Below are 18,864 nucleotides of genomic sequence, written 5' to 3'. Positions count from 1 at the left end.
ATTAATTGGCTCCGATAGCCATACGTAAAATCGATTCTTCGCTAAAATCGCGACGATCAATGATCCCCTGTAGATGGCCATTTTTTAGTACAAGAATACGGTCAGAAAGTCCAATAAGCTCTTCCATATCTGAAGAAACCATGAGTATATATATTCCTTGATCAGCTAACTCTTGAATGATCTGATAAATTTCAAAACGAGCGCCGACATCTACCCCACGGGTAGGTTCGTCAATTAGCAAAACCTTTAGATCTAAATTCAGCCATTTGGCTAAGATTACTTTTTGTTGATTTCCGCCACTAAGTGTAGCGAGTTGATCATCCATATCACCTAATTTAATCTGAAGCTTTTTTATCAAATCAGAAACAACTGCTCGTTCTTTTTTTAAATCTAAAAACCCGTATTTATTTGAAATCTTTCCCATATTGGCTAGGCTAACATTCTCTCGAATGCTTAATTCTAATAAACCTCCGTATCGCTTCCTATCCTCTGGTACCATCCCTAATCCTTGCGCCACCAGCTTACGTGGCGAGTGTAGCTGCAACGTGCCTGTTTCAAAATTGATCATACCGGCCTTCGCTCCTAGTAGTCCGAAAAGACTTTCTAATAGCTCTGTCCGCCCCGATCCCACAAGCCCCCCGACGCCTAGAATTTCCCCTTTACGTATGGAGAACGATAGCACTTCCTTACTAAACGAGCTTTTTAAGTTGGAAACTTGTAAGTATTCGTCAGACTTAATAGTGTTTATCTTTTGGGGATAAAGCTGTGACATTTCCCTTCCCACCATAAGCTGTACTAACTTATCTTTGCATACTTCACTGGTTTTAACGGTCTGTACAGTCTTCCCATCTTTTAAAACAGTAATCCGGTCTGACAGCTCTAAAAGTTCTTCTAAATGATGTGAAATATAAATTATACCGACACCTTTTTCCTTCAGCTTTTGCAAAAGAGAAAAAAGTTTCTTAATCTCTGCTGTACCCAATACAGCAGAGGGCTCATCCAGTATTAACAGGTTTACTTGCTGTGCTAATGCCTTAGCAATCTCTACAACCTGTTGCTGTGCCACAGGAAGTTGTGATACCTTTTTTTTTACATCGATTTCAAATCCTAAAGAATGGATCAACGCTTCAGCATCTTTATCAAGTTGCTTCCAGTCAATCCAGCTACCAGGACGGCCCAAATAAATATTTTCGGACACAGACAATTCTGGCACTAAAGAAAACTCTTGATATATAATACTAATACCAAGACCTTTTGCTAAATGTGGATTGTTATTACTGATCTCCTTTCCTCGAAATATAAGTGAACCGGTATCTGATTGGTGTGCTCCCGAAATAATCTTCATTAATGTAGACTTTCCAGCACCATTTTCGCCTAATAAAGCATGTATTTCACCGCCAGCAATCTCGAGATTGACGCCTTTCAAAGCTTTTACCCCACCAAAAGATTTAGTGATATCCTGTAGATATAACATGGTATCCATAAAAATATAGTTTAAAACAAAGCCTTTGGATCGTAGAACGCATCTACATTCTTTTTAGAGATTAGTACCGACGGTGTATAGATGAGTTTCTCAATATTCTTTTCTCCATTTAAATATTTAACTGTAGTCTCAACCACCATTTCTCCTAATATTCTAGGACTATTTTGAGCAGTTGCCGCAAATGTACCTTCCTTAATCATTTCATAGGCTTCCTTTTGTCCATCATATCCCAAAACAGTTATCTGCTTATCCTTCCCCATCTCCTTTATTGCCTTCAATGCGCCCATGGCCATTGCATCATTTTCTGCCAACAAAACATTTACGTAGGGATGAGCGACCAAAATGTCCTCCATCGCCTTTACACCTCCGTTATTGTTCCATTTTCCCCAGCCTTGCGCAACAATACTGAAATTGGTCTTCGCAGTATGATGTAACTGACCGTCCACCAAACCACGTACGAAGCCTAATCGTTTCTCCCGTCCTACCGGATTCCCTTGGTTTCCTGATATAACTGCAATCTTCAACTCCTCCTTTCTTTGGTCGGCAAGCCATAGTCCTAACAATTCTCCATTCAGCGTATTATCAGCCACTATAGAAGCAATGTAGGGTGCCGATTCATCTATCATTGAATCGACAATAAATATCATTACCCCTGCTTCATGTGCACGTTTCACCACCGGGACAACGGCTTTGGAATCCAACGGATTCAATATTAATACCTGTATCCCTTTTGACAAAAGATCTTCGATTGCTGCGACCTGCTTTGCGACATCTTCTTGACCATCAGCCGTAAAATATTGCATCCCATATGCTTGAACTTGCTTTTTGATGATTGTTTCTAACGCTACATAATAGGGAGCAACCATGGATGGGCCGCAATAACCAACTTTAACAAGGGATAAATCTTTTTTGGACTGATACTGATCGGTCAACGATGTACTTTCTTCTGCTTTAGATTGCAGCTTGGCTTCTCTGGGTAGACACCCGGTAAATAGGAGAACATGAACAGAGATGATACTCGTCAACAAACAGCTAGCTATTTTTTTAAACCGCATAGCTTAATTATTTTAAGGTGATCCAAGGTGCACTATTGCGTACCCTCTCTGTAACTTCATAAGGTACATCCGAGCATAAATAATCACTGCCTAATGCTACCCCAAGAAAAAAGTCCTCCACGCTATGCCCCGGCCAAAGGCTTACGGTAAATCCTTGTTTCTTTGCTTCTGTCACCATGCTACGTGTTGTTTTCTCTGCTCTACAGCCCACTCGCGTAACCCCTAATCCTTTTGCTTCATCCAACACTTTTTGACTCAACGCTTCGCTTTTGATCAATAGTAGATCCACATTTGGGTATTTTTGCTTTAAATATTTCAGTGGTCTTGGATCAAAAGAAGTTAACACATAATCAGAGTTAGCAGGTTTAGCTGCATATGCTTTGGTATACAACATATCACAGTATTTTTCCAGCGTCGTTTCATCATACAACGGCTTGTTGGTTTTCATTTCAAACTCAATATAAACCCCATCTTTATCCTTAAAAAAAGTCAAGAACTCATCCAATGTTGGAATAGGGTTACCTTTTTTTGTTTTGAGCTTTTTAATTTCCTTTAACGTTAATGTTTCTATAGAACCCTTGATTCCCAACATTCGATCAAAAGAGTCATCATGAAAAATAACCAAATGCCCATCTTTTGTAATACGTATATCTGTTTCATACCCGCGTAACCCTCTGTTATAGGTTGTTTCAAATGCACTGATTGTATTTTCATCCGTTTCGGCCATACCACCCCGATGTGCAAAAAGCTTAACTTCAGCTTTCTGGGCAAAACAATAGGAATAACCTGATAAGCACAAAACGACAATTGCTATCAAACGAGTAGTTTTTATTAATTTGTTCATCTCTTCAAAATTTGAAAGTTTTTATTTCTCTTATTAGTTTACATCAATCAAAACCTTTATAGTTCTGGAAGCTTGCTTTTCTATAAATTGATAAGCTTCATTATAGTTCTCAAATGGAAATCGCTGTGTGATCAATGCAGAAAGCTGTAATTTACCTTCGGTGAGACACCTAATCACCTCCTGATAATCTTCGTCCTTGTACATCATACTCCCTTGAATAGTAAGCTCGTGCTCTCCAACATATCCCATATTTAATCTAGGAAACTCTTCATAGACCCCAACAATTATTACCTGCCCCGCCTTTTCAATATGATCTACGAGATTATGTAACGCGGGCTCGACTCCAACAGCTTCAATACCTACTTGAAAGGATTCATCTTTTAAGATACGCTTTAAACCATCTTCAAAGTTTTCTTCAGCAAGGTTTATTGTTTCCGTAATACCTAGATCGTGCATTTTCTGAAGACGAAACGGATTGAAATCACTTACAATCACGCGCTTTGCACCACGTAACTTAGCAAATTGAGCTATGATATTGCCAATTGGCCCCGCACCAGAAATGACGATATTTTTGGAACCTATATCTCGAATCATCGCCGTAGCATGGGCAGCCACTGCAGCAGGCTCTATCAGTGCGATTGCGTCAAAATCTATAGATTCCGGTATGACATATAAGCGATCTTCAGGTAGCACAAAATAATCTTGAGCTACCCCAGGCGCCTGAAAACCTTCTACCTGAAGATTAGCACATACATTATAACGACCGGACCGGCATGGCCCACAGCTTCCACACACACGCTGTGGTCTACCGGTTACCTTATCCCCTACCTTAGCCTTCATGACAGCAGATCCTACACGTACGACCTGCCCACTATACTCGTGCCCCTGGACTACAGGCAACTGGGTAAAGGGATGTTTGCCTTTATAAGCATGGATATCGGATCCACAAACTCCTATCTTTTTAATATGTATAAGTACGTCGTTAGACCCCAATTGAGCAGGCTCGGCTACCTCAGAAAATACAATATGCTCAGGAGAAACTAAGATTGCTTGTTTCATGATTTATAATTGTTGAATTACGTTTAGACTTTAAAATTAAAAAATTTAAACGATTAAACAAGGAGGAAAAGCAATATTATTTACTTTTTTAATCATCATAAAATTATTGAGCTTCCGTAAACTGCAACCAGTCATCCGTCCGAAATAATGATACAGGCAGCCCATTTGTAGCCTTTAAATCGGTTAAATCTGTTTCAGAAAATGCATAACGTACTGCCACAGGTTTCGGAACGTATTTACTAAAAACCTGAAGTTGGCTTCCCTTTATTTTAAAATCAGCCTGATGAAATACTTTATCTGCTCCAGCAATCATTAAATGTGGAATCTGTTTTCCTGATGGGGAGACAAGTTCATCCTGCGCCATATGATAAAAATCTATTAATATTTTATTCCCCTCAATGACATGATTTTTATAAATAGGTGCTAAAACCTGTGCTCGCTGCAAACCGTAATTTTTAGCCAAAGCAATATTTGCAAAACGTTCGGCAACTTCTTTTTTTCTTGTTGGATGTATGTTCTTCACATCAGGCACTAAATCAGAAGTCGGCACCATATATACATTTTCATGGTGTAAAGCAGTGTGTACCTGAGCCTCTCTTAGGTATGCTGCCCGCGGCAAATCTTTATTATTGTAGCTATATGGAGCAATCTGTGCAAAATAAAATGGAAATGGATCTTTCCATTCTTCGCGCCATGCGGAAATCATAGCGCTGAACAACTTTTCATAAGAAGACCAAGAAACTACATTATCTTCGCCCTGGTACCATAACACGCCAGCAACAGCGTAGCCAACAATGGGGCGAACCATGCTATTCCAAGCTCTACCCGGTAAATTTGGCTTCCTTGGAGCTGTTTTCTTCAAAAGAGACGCTTCCTGTAATGTCCAATCCTGCAGTACAACCTGCTCTGGAGTCCATACTTCGGCACAGGTACCTCCCCAGCTCGAATTTATAATACCTATCGGTACATCAAGTTCTTGATTTAGCTTTTCAGCAAAAAAATACCCGATAGCGCTAAAAGTCTCCGCTGAAACAGGGTCGCATACCTGCCAGCTATTCCTCAAATCATCTTGTGGAAACGCCGAAGCTATATTACTGACGTTTAGCAAACGTATCTTTGAATTCGCGATGTTTGGCAAACGATCTTTCATCTCCTTCAGGTCATTAGTTGAATTCCATTGCATATTAGATTGACCCGAACAAATCCAGACCTCCCCCATAAGCAAATTTTTCAATTCAAGCTTCTGAGCACCTGATAAAACCGTTAAGGTATAAGGTCCCCCTGCTTTACTTGTTGGTAATGCTACAGACCAAGCGGCTTCACCCGTGGTAACAGCTTCAAGTGTATCAGACAACCAACTCGCCTTAACTTTCACTTTGGATCCAGCTTTTGCCCATCCCCAAAATTTCGTAACCGTATCACGCTGAAGAACCATATTATCCGAAAAAAACGATGGCAGTCGTAACTGAGCATGTAAAGTTGTCACAGAAAACAACAAAATACAGCTATAAAAAAAAGATAAAATAACTCGCATTATTATATAGGTTTAAATGGTAAATTTCTAATCAGGAATATCCTTGCATATCAATCAAAACTGCTTCAAACTTGCGTACCCCCATTACTTTATGCTTGTCTTGTCCCAGCAGATATCGAACTGCCTCCTTACTCATCTCCTCTAGCGGCTGCCTTACAAAGGACATAGGATAGGGAAAAAGCTTATAGGCTTCAACCTCGTCATAACAGATTATTGTTATTTCTTTAGGTACTTGTACCTTAAGCGATAAAAGTAGCGGCAAAGTGGCCATGGCAATCTTATTGGTAAAACAACAGATTCCATCAACCTGCTCTTCTTCAAGAATCTGCTTAATCAGCGGTTGGATCTTATCGGGCAAACTTCCCTCTGAAAGATTATATACTTTTCCAGTAGATGGACCTAATATCTGCTCCGCGATCTCCGTAAATCCGCGACTCCGCTCTTGCAAATGAAACAGATTGCTTTCCAATCCAATAGCTGCAACCTTACGACAGCCTAGAGATGCAAACTTTCGTACCACAGAAGCCGAGGCATTGTAGTTATCCAATACGATCGAGTTCAATTCGCCAAATTCTGGAAATTCACGATCAATAAGGACAAAAGGAACACCGGAATCCTTTATAGTATTCAAACTATCTTCAGCCCCATCCGGAATAGCCAATATTAATGCATCTACTTGCCTTGCTAACATAACATCTAACAATTTTTGAAATCGTTTGGGGTCTTCATAGGCACTCCCAAAGAGTACATTATAGCCAAATCTATTAGCTTCGTCTTCGATATGCCCAGCTATATAACTATAAAAAAAATTAGAAATATCGGCTACTATAAGCCCAAGGGTATAAGTTTTGTTACTTTTAAGACTTTTAGCAATCTGGTTAGGCTGATAATTCAGAGCTTTTGCTATTTGCTTTATTTTCTCAGCAGTTTCTACGTTTATTCGCTTCGTATTTTTCCCGTTCAGGACATACGAAACAAGGGCAATAGATACCCCTGCTTCGTGTGCTATATCTTTTAAAGATGTCTTTTTTATCATGGGCAATCCCGTTCTATCGAATTTCTGTTTCTTAATAAATATGAAAATAAAAAGAATTTCAATTAATATGCACCAATTCCCATAAAATCCGTTTTTAACGTCGTCGCTTTGTATACATTTCCAAAAATATCGGTAGCACGGACTTCGAAATTTGAGATACCTGCTGGACTGTTCAATTTACCCACGTAGAAATGATTCAATGATTTATCAAAATCAGAGCCTTTAGTTTTCCCTAATGTCTCTAAATGATAGTAAGTAGCCCATAAATCGCGACTTGTCTTTTTTGTCATATCTTGAACCTTCACCCCATTTTGGAAAAGTTCAATTTTCCAGTTATCGTCAGCGTTCCAAACGTTCGCCACGACCCAACCATCACCAGATAAATTCAAGTTTCCTGAATCCGCAAAAATGTAGTTGTATTTATTTGTTGGACCAAAAGCCTGACTCGCATCATAAACACGTAACTGAAAATTATCCGGGTAATTGGTCGACTTATATTTCCAATTTTTCATACTGTTACCTTCTATTTCATAGACCGCATAACCATTAGGTGTACCATCTGCGCAAATTGTCGAATTCCACCAAGCCCCACATGCTGTCCCATGAACATGCTCATAAATAGTTTTCCCATTTCGCTTATGCAGATAATTTGTTTGGTAATGCGTATGTCCATTTAAAATATGAGCTTCCTTAAAAGTACTTAACAAGTCTAATATTTCATTATAATAATCGACATGATTAACCGCACTTCCATTACGAAACGGAATATGACAAACAAAAAGTATCATTTTATCTTTACTTACGTGCGAAAGATCGGATTGAAGCCATTTCCAATGACTCTCCGTTAAACCACCCCGATAAGACTGCTTTCCTTCGTAAATAACATTATCGACCACAACAATGTGTACATTGGCTCGATCAAATGAATAATAGGTTGGGCCGAACGTATTTCGAAACCCCTCTTCTGATTTATCTTCGGAACTCGCCGTCTGTAGGTGATCATGATTACCAATAGTCTGAAAAAAGGGTATTCCTTGATTGGACATTGCCCCTTTCATTTCGGACAACAATTCGGGAGCATCAAATACAATATCGCCTAATGTAAGCCCTATTACATTCGTGTATCTAGAAATATTGGTTTTAATATCAGCCATAGTTTCATTCTTGAAACGAGCAACCTCGGACATATTGCGACATTGAGGATCCGCAATAGCGAAGAGCGTGAATTTATCCTCCACATCTGTTTTTACGACTTTAAAATCATGTCTGATGACTTTGTCTTTAAGTACAAGCTTTTGATAAAACATAGGATAATTATCCTCATCGACATTGATCGCTACATCAGCGGATGAAACATAAAACACGAACTTTGCCTTTTTGTGTCTTTCCAGTTGATAAACCCCATTAGCATCAGTTTTTGCAGTACTAAAGCCATCACTGACAACCATATTTTCTACAGGTTTATTATTTTGATCGACGATCAATCCATATAATGTAGTGGATCCATTCAGTTCGGTCTTTACCGGTTCAACTGCGTCTAAATCTATCTCGGCAACCTTGTCCTTACCGCAAGACAGGAATAAAAAATATACTAATATAAATCTACTTAACTGTTTCATTGTATTTTCATTATATAACGACTAAAAAAAGGATTACTTGCTTTCCCAAAGATAGTTTTGCGTAAGGTTTCCATTTCTAATTATTGCTTCTGTAGGTATTGGCCGTAAATATTTATACTCTGACCAAACTCTTTGGTAATTCCACTGGAGATTATTATCGCCATTGATGGAAAAAGTTTGATTTGCATTACTTGAGTTTACCACAATACTCTTAACACTTTCTGTTGTTCCAATTTCGAAATCGATGATCCCGTCCGAGTTTAAATCCATTGGTACATTGCTATTGGGAATATACATACCCGTCCATGGGTTTACGCTACTACTCAATAGATCACCCAAATGCCAACGCATTAAGTCACCCCAGCGCAGTCCCATTTCCAAACAAAGTTCCACTCCACGCTCCCGCCTCACTTCCAACAAGATAGGATCTGAAATAGAATTTTGATAATACGCTGCTAAATAAGGGTCGGCAACAGAAGGATAAATTGACGCAACTCCCGCTCTATTACGTAAAGGAGTAATCGAGCGGTTCCACTCCGCCTGCCCAAGTTGTCCTAACTCTGCTTTAGCTTCTGCATAGTTAAGTAATACCTCAGCGTAACGTATAATGGGTAGACTATTCCAACTTGCTGCCCTAGACAACACATTATCCGCATTATTATCTAAAGAAAACTTTATCGGATGGTAGCCCGTACGCGTTACCAACCAATTGGGCGGGTATAATGCAGTAACGCCATTATTTGTCATGGTATAGGTGGGTGAGATAACAGTCTGACTTAACCTGCTGTCCCGGTCTTTAAATTCATCTGCAAAAGGTATCGTTTTATAATTTCCTTTATTGGTAAAGGCCGTTCCATCCTTCATCAAGTAACTATTGACAAAGGACTTAGTTAAAGAAACCTTATTACCATAAGTAGGTGAATAATAAACCCACGACAAGTCATGAAATAAAGACAGATCTTTACTAAACATCCGACCCCAGATTACTTCACTAGTTAGAAGTTTATCTGAAGTAAACAGACTCCGATAAGCTTTAGTAACATCGCCAGTAACCAGACTGAATGCTCCCGAATTCATCAACTCCTCTGCTGCTTCAATAGCTTCGTTTAAAAAAAGATTGATATTATTTCCAGCATTCTCCCAGATTTTACCTGTTGAAGGATCTACTTGATGATATTTTCTATACGTACCTTCAAATAAACATACCCTAGATTTTACAGCCAAGGCAACATACTTGTTAATCAGCGTTCCTCCTCCTCTAAACTTATCTGTGCTTAGACAATTCTCTGCTGCAAAAGTCAGATCCTCTAAAACTTTTTGCATGACAAATTCGCGCGAATCCCGAGGCTTCTTCATGGCCTCTTCATCATTCGATTTTACCACCATATCGTAAAAGGGAACCGCACCAAAAGTCTGAACTTTGTCGTAGTAAAACCAAGCTCTCCAAAATCGTCCTACTCCTTCATAATGTCGGTAAACATCATCACTTATTTTGCCTTTTAGCTTAGTCATATTAGTGAGCATATAATTGATGTTGCGAAGATTACTCCAAGAGCTTTCTGTCCATCCTCCTTGGTTGCCTGGTGAAACATTTCCATCTGGACGTAGCAAGTCCGTTGGAATATTGATGGCACAGTAATCGGCATGATAGTCACTGTAACCAATTGTCGTTGCCGATGGGGTCATTTTTTGAATAAACCCATTTGCATATAATTCAAGATCTGATTCTGTTTTAAAAAAATTATCAGAACTAATGGAATCGTAAGTATCGCGTTCGAAAAACTTTTCACATGATGTCATCAGTCCAAGACTGAGACTCAATAGTATAACGTGGCTTATTTTTTTCATTTCTAATAAATTGGACGGTTAAAAGCTAATATTTAGACCAAGAGTTATATTTTTCAGCATTGGATAGGAGTATCCATTACCTGTTCCGCTCAATCCACTAGTTGTAGAGCTGGCAAAATCGCTATCTCCTGAATCTATAACTTCTGGATCGAACATCGCTGTATATTTAAACATAGGCGAGTATGTCCAAAGATTTTCCGCTGTTACATAAACTCGGCAAGAACTGACGCCTACTTTAGCAAGAATCGAAGTTGGCAAACTATAATCTAATGTTATATTTTTAAGCCGGATATAAGCTGCGTCCTGCAAGTAATGTGTATTTTCCCAAGTTAAAGGTCCATCATTTCGATTTGCAGCCAAGGAAACCCGACGTGTCCAATAAGGATTTTTATCCATATTCGTTACAACCCAATCGGATGATGATTTATCTACTTGTACAATATTATCGCCTGTTTGTGATTTCATAAGAAAACCGTATGCTCGATTATGTTGTCCCCAGAAAAAGCCTGATTCTGTCCATGGATACCAGTTCTTTTTTAGAACTCCCTGAAAGAAACCCGATATTCCAAAACCTTTCCAATTCGCCGCAAGATTAAATCCAAACTGGTATCTAGGCGACGTATTTCCGATGATTTCCATATCGCCATGACTATTTAGCGTACGGTCTCCTTTGGTCATTATACCATCTCCATCTAAATCCACAAATTTTAAATCACCGGCATAGGCTTCAAACATTTCACCATTCTTAAAGAAATGATAGGCCGGGCCATTTTTCGCTTCTGAATTACTTGCATAAATACCTGCTGTACGGAATCCCCAGATTTCTCCCAGCTCCATACCTTCGTAGTAGGTCGTCAAATCACCATTTGCATTGAAATAATCGGTCACCCAACTCCTACTATCCCAGACCATCGCTTTGATGCTATATTGTAAAGGTGACGTAGGTAGATCTAATTTATCTTTCCAGGTTAAACTTGCTTCCCAGCCTCTTGTCTTGAGACTAGCAAAATTACCTCTAGGTGCTGAGCTACCGAGTACCTGTGGTTGATTGGGACCGACCGTATACAGATCGGTAGTATAACGATGGTAATAATCGCCAACAAAATTTAATCTATTATTTAATACCGCGATATCTGCTCCGATATTATACGTCGTAACGGTTTCCCAGGTTATCCCCTCTGGAATCAATGAAGGTGCATCTGTATATGGGACTCTATTTCCATTAATAAGAACACTTGACTTAGCAAATGTCAACGTTTCTAAAAACTGATAGGGACTAATATTCGCATTCCCTAAAGACCCAACACTGCCACGGATTTTAAAATTATTTAACCAGCTAGCGGTTCTTTCCTTTAAAAAACTTTCTTCTGACAAGTTCCATCCCAATGAAGCTGAGGGAAAAAATCCCCACTGCGAATCTTTCGGAAACTTCGAGGATCCATCATAGCGAAAGGAGATTTCAGCAATATACCTATTATGAAAATTATAATTTATCCGGCTGAATAAGCCGATCAGCCCCCAAGTATTACCTCCTGAAAGCGTGGAGTAATATTCACCATCCATCAGTGTAAAACCAGGTTTTGAAGGGTATAAATTACCGGTACGGTAAGTCTTTTGATTTTTATAATGGCTATCTTCGAGGTTCCAACCTGCAACTAAATTTAAGTTATGCCCATGCCCCAATTCAGGCGTATAGGTACCTACCACATTTGCAGAGATATAATCAGTATCATAACGCCAATCTTCTAGCGAAGATTCATTATAATCTTTCCCTGATGCAGTCAGACCTGTATAAAAGGTATACAGATTTTCAGCACGTTGACGTTGAGAACGAATAGCTTTATAAGTAAAATCTCCACGAACATTAAAAATAGCAGGGACAATGTCCAGAAGCAAAGATGAAGTGTTTGCAACTTCCAAATATTTATTATCCTGAAAAGAAGTTCCTTCTGAAAAAGCAGCATAACCTACTTTTGCGGCAGTTTGCGTCCAGCTTCCGTCTGGATTTTTTACGGTTGCCACAGGAAAACCGAATAAATCAACCTGTCTTCCCACAACATTCTGGCCATAATGCACCATCGGCTGTAGATAATTGTTGATATTAAGACTGGTATTGTTATCTATGGTCAACCATGGCTTAATTTTGATACTACCTTTTCCTCGAACATTGTATTTATCAAAATCTTCATTCCCGATTTTATAAATACCATCTTGAGTATACATCCTTCCCGAAAGATAATAGTTGGCGGCTTCACTACCCCCGGAGAAATTCAGCGAATGTACCGTAGCTTTATTATTCGGTTTATAAAACTCTTCCAACCAATTGGTAGCCCCATAATAGATATAATTTCCATTTTCATCTAAATTATAATTATCAAGTGTTGGATCAGCTTGTCTACGCTTTAACTCCTCATACCAAGCATCTGAATAAGGAAAATAGTTATTCATCAATGAAGGTACAGTTCCATTGGGCATAGCATTTTGATACGATTCGCGAAATCCTTCGACCCAGGCAACCGGATCAGAAACTACATTTTCTTCCCATCGTACAGTGCGTTCCATAAAAGATTGCGCAAAACCATAGGATAACTTGGAGACATTACCTTTCGGTTTTCTAGTTGTAATAAGAATAACACCGAAAGCACCCCTTGCTCCATAAACCGCTGCTGACGAAGCATCTTTCAACACACTTACTGTTAGAATATCTTCAGGATTGACGGTATTGATATCCCCTTCTGCACCATCAATCAATACCAAGGCACCACCCCCTTGTCCCAGTGTATTACTGTGTTCGCCACCGCCCATTTTGCGAGCTTTGAAGCTTGTATTTTGCCCCCGAACAGTAATGTTTCCTCCGTGATTCGGTTTACCATCCGATTGGATGACGTTTAACCCGGGTATCTGCCCTTGCAACGCCCGAGTTACATTGGGAGTCGGCCGGTCCTTGATTTCATCTCCGTTAATCTCGGCTACAGCACCGACAACAGTCTTCTTCTTTAATACCCCATACCCCACTACGACAACTTCCTCCATTTCACGCCCTTGAGACTCCAGGTAAACCTCCATGTTAGACTCGCCTTTATAGATTCGCTCTAAATTAATCCGATCTAATGATGTAAACAACAGTGTATCGGCTATATTAATCCTGATACTAAACACACCTGCTGCATTACTCACTGTAGTTACATTTTTACCTTTAATACTAATTGTAATCCCCGCCAAAGGAGATTTACGATCAGCATCAAACACTTTTCCCTCTAGTGTTTTAATTTGAGCATCTACTGTACTGCTAAAACCCAAACACAGAAAGCACATGGACAAATATTTAAAGATTGTCCGATATCCACTTTGTTTAGTGAACTTAAAAACTATATCCATAATTGTTCTTTTTTTCGTGGTTCATTATATGGCAACTGGCAAGTCTGCTACATCAGTCGAAAAAGGGAACTATTTATTCAGATTTACAATTTAATTGATTAAACGATTAAACAAATATAGTTAAACGTTTAAATTTTAAAAATATTTTCGACATTATTTTTGACAATATCACTTTATTGTCCCATATTTGAGCCAGCAAGTCTTCCAAGTTTCAGTTATAAGGGTTCTATTTGAGAGTTATCACAAATCAAATAAAACTATTAGAAATGAAATATTATAAATCTTATAATCTCTATCTAGTTTTTGCTTTCGTCCTGTTTTTTTCCAACTGTGAAAAGGAAAAATCCGAATCCTTTCTTAAGCGGAACGTCGAACAACTTTCATTTGACTATATAGAAGAAAGCAAAGAATTCACGGTAAGAGCCACAGGCGATTGGTCAATACAGATACCAGACGAGGACAATTGGATCAAAGTTGAGCCGCAATCTGGTACTGGAGATGGAAATACTTACCAGAAAGTAAAAGTAACTTGTATTCGAAATACCAGTGAGGCCCGTAAAGGCACTATATACTTGAGTGGATCTAGTCAGCAAAACGTACCCATTAAAATCAACCAGAACAATGGACTATTTGAATGGGCAACCCATTCTAACGGTAAATATCTGGCGCTCGAGGGCGATTTAACTGTTGGAAAAACAATAACTGCTAAATTAAAAGTTCCCTACCGCAAAGCTGTTGGTGATGAAAAATTTCCGGTAACTATAGAATTATCTGGCAAAGGTGCTACCGGAATAAACGCACCAACGGGGCCAATTCAGGTATCGACTTCTGGAGATGGTTTTCTATATATCCCCCTTAACGGCCTTACCGAGACACAGGGATTAGTAGAAATTGCAGTTAAAATTGACAACCAAGATTTTGGAACCATGCAGACTATCGCTGGGCAAGGACAAACAATCATAAAGCAATCATTCGATAATTTCTTATGGGGCGGTGACTGTATTGCCAATAAGGATGGCATCACTTCCATAAAAGCAACTGCAGAAATGGCACTTGGAGATGAAACCATACTTTGTGCGGTAGGTACAAATGGTGCTAATGGTTCAGGAGTTACGTCTACAATCCGAACCAGTAATCCAACGTTTTATAAATCGATTGGACTGGAGGGGTGGCTAGGCGTAAGGAATTATATGCGTCCAGGTTATATACAACTGGGAGCTGCTAGTGCAACGGCAACGGAATTTGGTTCTATTCTGACCCCAGCCCTTCCTATCCCAACAGGAGAGAACAAAGATCTTTTAGTTACCTTTAAGGCAGCCCTTTATAATAACCCTGGTCCATCATCGATCTTAGTAGGCCTCTTCCCTAAAGCAGTTCAAGGCGTGACCCTTGCAAACATCAATAGTTTAACTAACAAAGTTTCAATTCCGTTTAATGTAGCTACAATGAAATGGATTGAAGTGAGCTGTGTTATTAAAGCGGCGACCAATGCTTCTGCTTTAACTATTATGCTCCCCGAAGACACCAACCAAAATGGAACCGTACAAGCATCCAGACTTTACATTGATGATATTATCGTTACTTATTAAATTACGCATTATGAACATAACGAAACTATTGCGCGACGGATTATTATTTATAACTTTTTGTGTAGGGCTACAATCTTGCAAAACAGATAAAGACATGGAAATAAGCTCCGCTTTTCAAAACTACACTCCAGAAAAAGTCCAATTACTGGAATACAATAGTAAGAGTATAACGATAGCTTGGGACTTTATAAAAGATGCAAGATCATATACCGTACAATTATTAAGTTCGCCAGACTCAGATTACCCATTATATACTTATACAACCGATGATGAAGATTATTATGAATTCGCCAGTCTAAATCCGAGGCAATCTTACTATGCACGCGTACGGGCAAACTATCCAAATTCAGCCACATCAAATTGGATTTATGTCCAACAAAACTCTGAAAAGGCACGAATAATCCCTCAATACGGCATAGTAGACCAAGATTTTGAAATTATATACATAAAAAACATACAAGCTTCAAACTCTACATTAACAGCAGAATGGTCATTTACAGATTTCGCCAATATGGACAGTGAAATCACCAAATCCTTTGACCTTTACCTTTACAAAGATCCAGCTTGTACGGATTTAGAAATAAGTTGGAAAAATATAACTGGTATTTTTGCAGCTTCGACCACGTCTTTACCAAAACCCTTAAGATTTACATTTTCAGGCTTAGCTGCAAACACTAGCTATTATCTTAAAGTAAAAGATAATGCTTCGTCCTTCGAGACTCCTGCATTCGCCATGAAAACGGCAAACTCGGCCAGCATACAGGTTGCTTCCAACCCGACGGTTACAGGAGACGTTATCCTTCATCAGGATTTTAGAAATTTCATACATGGTGGAGATATATTATTTAAAGCAGGTGGATATAATGCCACTACAGCTGCCGGACGTGCCCAATGGCATAAAGCCCAGGGCGATAATCCTGTAAACACAGATTTAGGTCAAAGTTTCTGTGATCTAGGCGCCGAGTTCAATGTTTTTGATGGCGGTAATGTTACAATTGATTACACCAAAGGAGTCGGTATGGAGGGATGGGGCAAAAGTGGTAATACTTCCACAAGACCTGGATATATCAAAATAGGTGGATCAGGAGCTGTAGGGATTCTTTACACCCCTATTTTATCATACAGTGGAAATTTAAAAACGGTCGAAGTGAGTTTTAAAGCAGCTGTCTATTCGGAAGGACTTAACAACTATTGTGATAAGATAGTCATCGAAAATATAGAGGGCTCACAATTTTCGGCCAAAGGTGCAATCTCCAACTTGGCTAGCGTCATAAAAAAAGATAGCAAAGCCCTAGACATAAGTGATGCGATTGGAAAATTTGAGAACTACACAGTCACCCTGACCAACGTATCTCCAAATTCACGAATTGCATTCTCCTCCGATCCGTCAGGAACAAGCACAAATAAAACACGGTTTTTAATTGACGATATAATAATCAAGCTTAAATAAATACTATGGACTGCTCAGTAATGATTGCAGTCCATAGTGTTGCTATCACAAGCTCAAAAAATTAGCTCACCATCTTCTGTATCACTATCATCCTTCATAATTTCGTGAATACGATTTTCCAATACAGCTTTATGCCATTCGTCGATGATGTGATAAACTTTATCCAAGGCATCTGCCTTTGTACCCGACAATACCGCTTCGGTAATGCGATCTACAAAGGTTGCATACCGCTTTAAGTACTTTTCTTCCCCCATATTTTGGAGCACACACTCGGTTGTAAAAACATTTGCCCATCGATCAGTACTAAATGGATTAGAGAAATACAACCCCAAATCCACATGATCTAAAAACCGCTGTACTAATTGTTGTACAGTCAAACCAAAAATATCGCAAATCTGCGAAACAGGCTTTGGGACCGTAACTTGTTCTAAATTTTTCATATGTATATAATTTGTCTTTCAGTTGTCATATGGAATATCCAAACTATATTCATTCGTGTTTGTGCAGTTGCTACTACATGGATATTTCATATTATATTTGCTTTATTCATTTCATTATAATTTTCCAAAAATTGTTCTCTATACATTTCGACTCTATCAGCCAACCTATGAAACAGAAAGTAACGCATTTCGAATTCTTGTAGGTCGCATAGAAAATCCTTAAACCCTAAACCATTTAAATGGTCCCTGTTAACTAGATCACCGTAACCTTGCTGTATTCGGAGATACATACCTAACGTTGGATTATATTCGATTTCATCGAGATGCTGTCTAGCGTACAAATCAGCCAAAGACACCCTTTGCATCATTGCATTCAATACGGGTATGACTGGACAGTTATGAATTGTACTCCATATTCGGAAATCACGGCTGAGCGTTATAGCAGTATCCTCATCTAGGTAAACCTTAGGCTGAGCCCTTATATCCTTCCCCGTAATTAAAAATAGCTTATCCACAATTTTCTTAGATCGGCTTCGCTTCGCATTCCAGGAATAATTACGGTTCGCGCCCAACTTATAAAGCTGTTTAAAGATCGGCAACGCCTGATTTGCTTTATCAGCCAGTGAATAATTGGTTTTATAACCTCCCTGTCGCTCAAGTACTTCCTCCGCCTCCATAAAACTCCTCACAATCAAATTATAAACCGAATCATCTTCTCCAAAAAGATTCACAAATGCAAACTGACTCACCATTAACTGTAAAAAGTCCGCCACTTGGATCCCAAAAGATTCGCAGGCAATACGAAAGTCCATAGGCACTTCCAACACGTCCTTATTTATTCTATTATCCATTTTATTAAATTATCTATGCAGGGTAAAACGATAACCATAACTCCGTCTTTTCGTTCGTTTAAGGGGGGCTGTACCTTTCCTTCCCCATAATTTATCCAGTTCAGTTTTTAATTGCTTGGGCTGGAAATGACTGCAGAAATCACTTTTCAATACCATGAAAATCTCTAACGCTGTAATATACCTTCTGAAATACCCCTCTTCCATAAGCATGGCCAAATACGCCTTGGCCTGACTCAACTCCTCTTTAATAGAGTTTGACGCAACCTTATCCCGATATGCCCCATCTTCCTCTAGTAGTTCAAATACAGTTATACTCTCCCACTCATTTACATACTGTTCCATACGGTAGCGGATCAGATGCCCTTCCATGATAATGCTATGCTTGTAATTAAATTCATTGACCTCCCTTACGGAACTCATCAGCAAATGCGCTTCCGGCATAATCTGCAACAAGTGCCCATATAGGTCCACGCTATAATCAAATACAATAAACCGTTCTAGATTACCTATAAAATCATCTTCTTGCCCCAACAAAAAAGATAATTCTTCAGCCGACCAACCACGACTAATCCTACTGATAAGCAGGCAGTACAAAAAGCTTATGTATTGCGGCTTACACGTCGCTTTATACGTTCCCTCTCCAACGTGTTCTATTTGTTTTTCCATATTTTTTCTTCT

Annotated in this window: 14 protein-coding genes; 2 read left to right on the top strand and 12 right to left on the bottom strand. The window is 39.1% G+C overall.

Annotated elements, in window-relative coordinates:
* Nucleotide 1: 1 nt before the first annotated feature.
* The 9 genes from JKG61_RS15610 to JKG61_RS15570 all read right to left on the bottom strand — a co-directional run bounded on the left by JKG61_RS15610 (nucleotide 2) and on the right by JKG61_RS15570 (nucleotide 13,793).
* The gene (locus JKG61_RS15610) at nucleotides 2–1,483 is read right to left on the bottom strand and encodes a sugar ABC transporter ATP-binding protein (RefSeq protein ID WP_237249501.1); all 1,482 of its coding nucleotides are present in this window, start codon (nucleotides 1,481–1,483) and stop codon (nucleotides 2–4) included.
* A gap of 11 nt (nucleotides 1,484–1,494) precedes the next feature.
* Nucleotides 1,495–2,538 carry a substrate-binding domain-containing protein gene (locus tag JKG61_RS15605; protein WP_202103872.1) on the bottom strand — a complete coding sequence of 348 codons (1,044 nt, stop codon included), beginning with the start codon at nucleotides 2,536–2,538 and terminating at the stop codon, nucleotides 1,495–1,497.
* A gap of 7 nt (nucleotides 2,539–2,545) precedes the next feature.
* On the bottom strand, nucleotides 2,546–3,382 hold the full coding sequence (locus JKG61_RS15600; RefSeq protein ID WP_202103871.1) for a glycerophosphodiester phosphodiesterase: 837 nt from the start codon (nucleotides 3,380–3,382) through the stop codon (nucleotides 2,546–2,548).
* A gap of 33 nt (nucleotides 3,383–3,415) precedes the next feature.
* Entirely contained in the window at nucleotides 3,416–4,441 is a 1,026-nt protein-coding gene (locus JKG61_RS15595) for a zinc-dependent alcohol dehydrogenase (RefSeq protein WP_202103870.1), read from the bottom strand.
* A gap of 103 nt (nucleotides 4,442–4,544) precedes the next feature.
* On the bottom strand, nucleotides 4,545–5,975 hold the full coding sequence (locus tag JKG61_RS15590; protein ID WP_237249500.1) for a sialate O-acetylesterase: 1,431 nt from the start codon (nucleotides 5,973–5,975) through the stop codon (nucleotides 4,545–4,547).
* Nucleotides 5,976–6,006: 31 nt separating this feature from the next.
* Nucleotides 6,007–7,011, bottom strand: coding sequence for a LacI family DNA-binding transcriptional regulator (locus tag JKG61_RS15585; protein WP_202103869.1), 1,005 nt, complete (start codon nucleotides 7,009–7,011; stop codon nucleotides 6,007–6,009).
* A 62-nt stretch (nucleotides 7,012–7,073) separates the two neighbouring features.
* Nucleotides 7,074–8,630, bottom strand: coding sequence for a calcineurin-like phosphoesterase C-terminal domain-containing protein (locus JKG61_RS15580; RefSeq protein ID WP_202103868.1), 1,557 nt, complete (start codon nucleotides 8,628–8,630; stop codon nucleotides 7,074–7,076).
* A gap of 33 nt (nucleotides 8,631–8,663) precedes the next feature.
* Nucleotides 8,664–10,478: a RagB/SusD family nutrient uptake outer membrane protein gene (locus tag JKG61_RS15575; RefSeq protein WP_202103867.1), complete on the bottom strand. Its 1,815-nt coding sequence runs from the start codon at nucleotides 10,476–10,478 to the stop codon at nucleotides 8,664–8,666.
* An 18-nt stretch (nucleotides 10,479–10,496) separates the two neighbouring features.
* Nucleotides 10,497–13,793, bottom strand: a complete 3,297-nt coding sequence (locus tag JKG61_RS15570; RefSeq protein ID WP_237249499.1) for a SusC/RagA family TonB-linked outer membrane protein — start codon at nucleotides 13,791–13,793, stop codon at nucleotides 10,497–10,499.
* A 329-nt stretch (nucleotides 13,794–14,122) separates the two neighbouring features.
* On the opposite strand from JKG61_RS15570, the gene JKG61_RS15565 reads away from it, so the two are divergent.
* Both JKG61_RS15565 and JKG61_RS15560 read left to right on the top strand, forming a co-directional pair.
* Nucleotides 14,123–15,445, top strand: a complete 1,323-nt coding sequence (locus tag JKG61_RS15565; protein WP_202103865.1) for a BACON domain-containing protein — start codon at nucleotides 14,123–14,125, stop codon at nucleotides 15,443–15,445.
* 10 nt (nucleotides 15,446–15,455) lie between these two features.
* Nucleotides 15,456–16,895, top strand: a complete 1,440-nt coding sequence (locus tag JKG61_RS15560) for a fibronectin type III domain-containing protein (protein WP_202103864.1) — start codon at nucleotides 15,456–15,458, stop codon at nucleotides 16,893–16,895.
* A 53-nt stretch (nucleotides 16,896–16,948) separates the two neighbouring features.
* Here the strand turns inward: JKG61_RS15560 and JKG61_RS15555 are convergent, their stop codons facing one another.
* From JKG61_RS15555 to JKG61_RS15545, 3 genes are all read right to left on the bottom strand, one after another.
* Entirely contained in the window at nucleotides 16,949–17,335 is a 387-nt protein-coding gene (locus tag JKG61_RS15555) for a hypothetical protein (protein WP_202103863.1), read from the bottom strand.
* Nucleotides 17,336–17,421: 86 nt separating this feature from the next.
* Complete coding sequence (locus JKG61_RS15550; protein ID WP_202103862.1) at nucleotides 17,422–18,186, bottom strand: hypothetical protein; 765 nt, start codon at nucleotides 18,184–18,186, stop codon at nucleotides 17,422–17,424.
* 9 nt (nucleotides 18,187–18,195) lie between these two features.
* Entirely contained in the window at nucleotides 18,196–18,852 is a 657-nt protein-coding gene (locus JKG61_RS15545) for a hypothetical protein (protein WP_202103861.1), read from the bottom strand.
* Nucleotides 18,853–18,864 lie beyond the last annotated feature (12 nt).

Origin of the sequence: Sphingobacterium faecale, assembly GCF_016746095.1 — a bacterium.
Lineage (GTDB): Bacteria > Bacteroidota > Bacteroidia > Sphingobacteriales > Sphingobacteriaceae > Sphingobacterium > Sphingobacterium faecale.
The sequence above is the reverse complement of the archived record's forward strand: the minus strand, read 5'-3'. Positions and strand labels throughout refer to the sequence as shown.